The organism is Stenotrophomonas sp. STEN083, assembly GCF_056759195.1.
This window is the reverse complement of sequence record NZ_JBRRCU010000107.1, coordinates 1-6,492: the sequence shown is the minus strand read 5'-3', so window position 1 is coordinate 6,492 and position 6,492 is coordinate 1. Positions and strand designations below refer to the sequence as shown.

The following is a 6,492-nucleotide window of genomic DNA, read 5'->3' as shown; positions in this document are numbered from 1 at the left end:
CCGGCGGCGCCGGCCCCCCCCCCCCCCCCCCCCCCCCCCCCGCCGCCCCCCCCCACTACGCTTCTTCCCTTTTTCCCTGGCTGCGCCAACGGGAGGGCGCAAAACATTGCCGATTCCGGCAGCTCAGCCGCCGAACCCTGCGCCCATGACCTGTGGCCCAGCCCCGCGCAGTTGGCGGCTGCTACCCTTGCCCGGTTCTCTTTCACCGGTGCCGAATGATGCCCAAGCTGCTGCCCCTGTCCCTGCTGTTGTTGACCGCTTTCGGCAACGCCCATGCCGCGCCCACGCCGATCACCATCGAGCAGGCGATGGCCAACCCGGACTGGATCGGGCCGCCGGTGGAATCGGCCTGGTGGTCTTGGAACGGCCAGCAGGTCGAATACACGCTCAAGCGCCAGGGCAGCGCGGTGCGCGACAGCTTCCGCCTGCCGGTGAGTGGCGGCGTCAGCCAGCAGGTCGCCGATGACCAGCGCGGCACCCTCGATGCCGCCGACCGCGTCTATGACAGCAGCCGCCAACGCATGGCCTTCGTCCGCAATGGCGACGTGTTCGTGCGCGACCTGCGCAACGGCGCGCTGACCCAGCTGACCCGCAGCAACGAGCGCGCCGGTGGCATCAATTTCGCCAGCGATGGCGGCGTGATCTGGGAAGTGGGCAACAACTGGTTCCACTGGAATCCGCGCAACAACATCACCAGCCAGGTTGCCCAGCTGAAGGCCGACAAGAACCCGGCCGACGCGCCCAAGGCCGACGTGCTGCGCGACCAGCAGATGCGCACCCTGTCCACGCTGCGCACTGATCGCGCCCAGCGCGAGGAGCTGCGCGAGCAGGGCGAGCGTTGGCGCCAGGCCGACCCGACCCGCGCACCGGCACCGATTTTCCTAGGCGCCGATGTCGAGATCGTCGACAGCGCGCTGTCGCCCGATGCCCGCCACCTGATCGTGGTGACCAAGCCCAAGGGCTACGATGAAGGTCGCGGCGGCAAAATGCCGCTGTACGTGACCGAGTCCGGTTACGAAGAAGCCGAAGACACCCGCACCCGCGTTGGCCGCAACAATCCCGAGCCACACACGTTCTGGCTGGCCGATGCGGCTACCGGCAAGGTCGAGCAGCTGTCGCTGGACAACCTGCCCGGCATCGCCACCGATCCGCTGGCCGAGCTGCGCCGCAAGGCCGGCAAGGACGCGTTGAAGGGCAATCGTCCGCTGGAACTGATGAGCGACTTCATGGGCGGCGGCATCCGCTGGAATACCGACGGTAGCCAGGCTGCACTGATGCTGCGCGCCAACGACAACAAGGACCGCTGGATCGCCACCACCAGTGCCACCAGCCCACGCCTGGAAAGCCGTCACCGCCTGACCGACGGCGGCTGGATCAACTGGGGCTTCAACGATTACGGTTGGATGCCGGATGGCCGCACCCTGTGGCTGTTGTCCGAGGAATCCGGCTATTCGCACCTGTACACGCAGACTGGCAGCGCCAAACCCAAGGCCATCACCTCCGGCAACTGGGAAACCTCGGCGCCGGTGGTCAGTGCCGACGGCAACAGCTTCTACTTCGTCTGCAACCAGAAGTGGCCGGGCGATTACGAAGTCTGCAACGTCAACGCCAACGGCGGTGCCGTGCGCGAGGTGACCGCGCTGGATGGCGTGGAAGATTTCAGCCTGTCGCCGGATGGCCAGCAGCTGCTGGTGCGCTACTCCGCCGCCTATCTGCCGGCCCAGGTCGCGGTGCTGCCGGTCAGCGGTGGCGAAGCACGCAAGCTGACCGACACCCGCAGCGCCGAGTTCAAGGCCCGCGAATGGGTGCAACCGCAGATGGTGCAGGTGCCTTCCAAGCACGGCGCCGGCCATGTCTGGGCCAAGTACTACGGCCCGGAAAAACTCGAACCGGGCAAGCAGTACCCGATCGCCATGTTCGTGCACGGCGCCGGCTACCTGCAGAACGTGCATGCACGTTATCCCACCTACTTCCGCGAGCAGATGTTCCACAACCTGCTGGTGCAGAAGGGTTACATCGTGCTGGACATGGACTACCGCGGCAGCGAAGGCTATGGCCGCGACTGGCGCACCGCCATCTACCGCAACATGGGCCATCCGGAGTTGAATGACTACCTGGACGGCCTGGATTGGCTGGTGGAAACCAAGCAGGGTGATCGCGCCCATGCTGGCATCTACGGCGGCTCCTACGGCGGCTTCATGACCTATATGGCGCTGTTCCGTTCGCCGGGCACGTTCAAGGCCGGTGCCGCGCTGCGTCCGGTCGGCGACTGGCACCAGTACAACCACGCCTACACCGCCAACATCCTCAACACCCCGGACATAGATCCGGAGGCTTACCGCATCTCCTCGCCGATCGAGTACGCCGAAGGCCTGCAGGACAACCTGCTGATCGCGCACGGCATGATGGATGACAACGTGTTCTTCCAGGACTCGATCAACATGACGCAGAAGCTGATCGAGCTGCACAAGGACAACTGGTCGATCGCGCCCTACCCGCTGGAGCGTCACAGCTATACGCGTGCCGATTCCTGGCTGGATCAGTACAAGCGCATCCTCAAGCTGTTCGAGCAGGAGCTGAAGTAAGCATCAACAAGGGCGCCGCGAGGCGCCCTTGTTGTTTGCGGGTGCGGCCTTGCTCCCTCCCTTTGGCGCAGCCAAGGGGAGGGCTGGGGAGGGGTGCTCTTGATCTTGATCTTGATCTTGCTCCTGCCCCCGCAGCGCCCACCATCACCCAAGCCTCCAGTACCATTCCCTCCACGGAGCCCTACCCGCAGGAAGCACATGTCCCCCACCGAAATCCCCATCCGCATCGTCGCCGCCGTCATCCTCGATCCGCAGCAACGCGTGCTGGTCGTGCGCAAGCACGGCTCGGATACCTTCATCCAGCCCGGCGGCAAGCGCGAGCCCGGCGAAGACGCATTGCAGACCCTGGCGCGCGAGCTGCACGAAGAGCTTGGCGTGCACATCGACAGCAGCACCGCAGTCGCGCTGGGCAGCTTTGAAGACAATGCAGTCAACGAACCCGGTCGCAGGGTGCAGGGCGAATCCTTCCTGGTAGGCATCAGCGGCACTCCGCAGGTGCAGGCGGAGATCGCCGAGCTCACCTGGATTCCATTGCAGCCACCGCATGGCGTGAAGCTGGCACCGTTGAGTGCCCTACATGTACTGCCCGCAGCGCACGCCGCGCTGTTCTCCACCACGCAAGCCGACTGACCACGGCACGGGCCCACCCACACATTCGTAGCGAGCCATCGTGAATCCGCCCCAGCTTCCGCCCCTTCCTGCCACGCCCTCCGCAGCAGCCTCGTTCATCGCCGTCACCGCCAAACTCTCGCTGCTGATGGCTGCGCTGGCCATTGCCTGGAGCCTGCTGCAACTGCTGCTGGTGGCCCTGATGGGCCACATGGACATCCTCCACGCCATGCAGAACGAAGGCCTGCCGGTGCCGCCGAGCATGCTCTGGCTCAGTGAGCACGCACTCTCGCTGAGCGTGCTTGGACTGCTGCTGTCGATCGCGTTTCTGGCAGTGTCGTGGGCCTTGCTCAAGCACCGCGAATGGGGCCGGATCGGCTTCGTCGTCTTTCTGGTCTTGGTGGCCTTGGCCAACTTCGCCTTCCTGCCGCTGATCCATGGCATGTTCGACAGCATGCAGGCGATGGTGCCTACCGAGTTCCTCAATTCCCCACAAGGCCTGGAAATGCGCGTGCAACTACGCGTCGGCCTGTGGACCTCGCTGATCACCAGCGCCGTTACCGCCTTGGCACTTGCGGTGCTGCATGGGTGGTTGGTGATCAAGCTGAGTCGCCCTGACGTTCGCGCCCTGTTTCGTTGAGTTCCCCGGAGTTTGCATGTCCGTCCCACGTTACCTCTCCGCCCTCGCCAGCGGCCTGCTCGCACTGAGTGCGCTGCCGGCTACCGCCGCTACCTTGAGTTGCGGCAGCTATGGCGCCGAAGAGGGCTCGGCCCGCTTCGTTGTCGAAAGCAGCAGTCAGGCGTCGATGCGCTATGAAGGCCTGGCGCCCACCCAGTACGTGATCCGCCAGCAGGGCAATACCCTGCATGCCGCCGACGTATCCAATGGTTTCAGCACCGAATACAGCCTCAGCCGTGACGGCAAGCGCATCACCGGCAGCCTCGGCGACTACGTGCTTGATTCAAGCAGCAGCTGCAAGACCGCGCCCACGCCGGCCGCGAACAGCTGCCGTGCCGATATCGACAGCTGCATCGACAGCGCCACCTCGGCAACGCCGCAGCAGTTGAGCCAGTGGTGCCAGGAGGACCTGCCCTTCGCCTGCGAACGCCTGCTGTCCAGCTACCGTGATGAAGCCCAGGCCGCACAACAGGCGGCAACGCCGGATCCGGATCTGGAAGAACCTGCGGTCTGCAAGGAGGGCAATCCGCAGTACAACGAAGCGGCCTGTCTGGCAGCGGCCAAGGAAGTACTGGGTATCGCCATGGCCAAGGCACTGGCCGGTGCCTTGAGCAGCAACACCGTGGTGCTTCCCGAGCCGCGTTTGAACGAGTTGTTGCAGCTGTGCCGCAGCCATCCGGACGCAGGCTTCTGCAGCGAAGTCGCCGACGCGCATTGGGATGCCGGGAGCTACCTGCCCGCACGTGAAGCGCTGCAGCTGGCCTGCAAGGCAGGCGCCGACGAGATGACCTGCAAGCGCGCACAAGCGCTGGCTGCATTGAGCGCCACCGACCTTGATGTCGCCCCCGCCAGCAGCCTGCCCTGCGGCGACTACAAGGCCAGCACCGGCCTGATGGATGAGCTTGGCTTCGGCAACGATGGCCTGGTCACGATGGGCATGGGCAGCGAGCTGCGCGCACGCCTGCAGGACGGCGCCATCCATATCCGCCACGACAAGGGTGGCGACTTCGTGCTCAAGCCGCTGCGCAACGGCGGCCTGCTCGGTATCGACAACTGGAACCGCTACGCCGTCTACCAGCGCACTGGCGGCAGCACGCAGTGCAGCGCGCCCAAGGTATTCGTCGAACTGCCACTACCGCAGGATTGCCCGCTGGGCAGCGACCCGCAGGCCTGCTGCGACAGCGGCAAGCTTCAGGGCTGCAACACCCTCGGCCACCGCCATGCACTGGCCGGCGACTGGCAGGCCGCCGCGCCGCCCTACCAGAAGCTGTGCCAGGCCGGCGTCCGCGTTGGCTGCGAGAATCTGCGCAGCGTCTACGAGAACACCGGCGACGAAGATATTCCCGGCAAGCTGCTGTCGATATGCAAACGCGATGGCAAGGGCACCCATGTGGCCTGTGATGTCTACCAGACCACCAACTGGGCAATGGCTGGTCTGGGCGCACAGTTGATGCGTGCCGCCGAAGACCTCGACAACGAAGAAGAGACAGAAGCGCCGTCGGCACCCAGCAAGGGCAAATCGCTGCGCAAGTAAGGCACGAGGCGCAGGCCGCAGCAGCGGCCTGCGCTACAGTACGCACATGAACGAATTCGACCGCGTACGCGACTATCTGACCGGCCTGCAGGACCGCATCTGCGCCGCCATCGAACAGGCCGACGGCCAGGCCCGTTTCAACGAGGACCGCTGGCAGCGCGCCGAAGGCGGCGGTGGCCGCACCCGCATCCTTCGCGATGGCGCGGTGTTCGAGCAGGCCGGCATCGGCTTCTCCGACGTCGCCGGCACCCGCCTGCCGCCCTCGGCCTCCGCCAATCGCCCGGAGCTCGCAGGAGCCTCCTGGCGCGCCTGTGGCGTGTCGCTGGTGTTCCATCCCAGCAACCCCTACCTGCCGACCACCCACGCCAACGTGCGCTACTTCCAGGCCGAACTGGATGGCAAGACGGTGGCCGCCTGGTTCGGCGGTGGTTTCGACCTGACCCCGTTCTACCCGTTCGACGAAGACGTGCAGCATTGGCACACGGTTGCCCGCGAGCTGTGCGCGCCTTACGGCGCTGAGCGCTATGCCGCGCACAAACGCTGGTGCGATGAATACTTCTTCATCAAGCACCGCAATGAAACGCGCGGTGTTGGCGGCCTGTTCTTCGACGACCTGCACAGCGACTTCGAAACCGACTTCGCCTACATGCAGGCCGTTGGCGACGGCTTTCTCGATGCCTACCTGCCCATCGTCGAGCGCCGCAAGGACACGCCGTATGGCGAACGCGAGCGCGAGTTCCAGCTGTACCGCCGTGGTCGCTACGTCGAATTCAACCTGGTCTATGACCGCGGCACCCTGTTCGGCCTGCAGAGTGGCGGCCGCAGCGAGAGCATCCTGATGAGCCTGCCACCGCGCGTGCGCTGGGAATACGGCTATACGCCCGACAGCGGCAGCGATGAAGCGCGCCTTGCCGAATACCTGGTCCCAAGAGATTGGCTGTAAAACCGTAGTGCCGAGCCATGCTCGGCAGGGGCTTTACCAACAATCCAACAATTGTGGGAGCGGCGTCAGCCGCGAAGCCGACAGCAAAGAAATTGCAGCAATGCCTGCAATCGGATGTATTACGAGCTTCGCGGCTGACGCC

5 protein-coding genes are annotated in these 6,492 nt (G+C 65.1%); all 5 read left to right on the top strand.

What is annotated here, in order from left to right; translation table 11 throughout:
* Positions 1 to 218 precede the first annotated feature (218 nt).
* The 5 genes from ACVOK8_RS18995 (at position 219) to hemF (ending at position 6,350) form a co-directional block, all read left to right on the top strand.
* Complete coding sequence (locus tag ACVOK8_RS18995) at positions 219 to 2,585, top strand: S9 family peptidase (protein WP_481568173.1); 2,367 nt, start codon at positions 219 to 221, stop codon at positions 2,583 to 2,585.
* 198 nt (positions 2,586 to 2,783) lie between these two features.
* Positions 2,784 to 3,215: an NUDIX hydrolase gene (locus tag ACVOK8_RS18990; RefSeq protein WP_481568172.1), complete on the top strand. Its 432-nt coding sequence runs from the start codon at positions 2,784 to 2,786 to the stop codon at positions 3,213 to 3,215.
* Between the two features lie 40 nt (positions 3,216 to 3,255).
* Positions 3,256 to 3,834, top strand: coding sequence for a hypothetical protein (locus ACVOK8_RS18985; protein ID WP_481568171.1), 579 nt, complete (start codon positions 3,256 to 3,258; stop codon positions 3,832 to 3,834).
* A 16-nt stretch (positions 3,835 to 3,850) separates the two neighbouring features.
* Positions 3,851 to 5,407: a hypothetical protein gene (locus ACVOK8_RS18980; protein WP_481568170.1), complete on the top strand. Its 1,557-nt coding sequence runs from the start codon at positions 3,851 to 3,853 to the stop codon at positions 5,405 to 5,407.
* 46 nt (positions 5,408 to 5,453) lie between these two features.
* On the top strand, positions 5,454 to 6,350 hold the full coding sequence (gene hemF / locus ACVOK8_RS18975) for an oxygen-dependent coproporphyrinogen oxidase (protein WP_481568169.1): 897 nt from the start codon (positions 5,454 to 5,456) through the stop codon (positions 6,348 to 6,350).
* Positions 6,351 to 6,492: the final 142 nt, after the last annotated feature.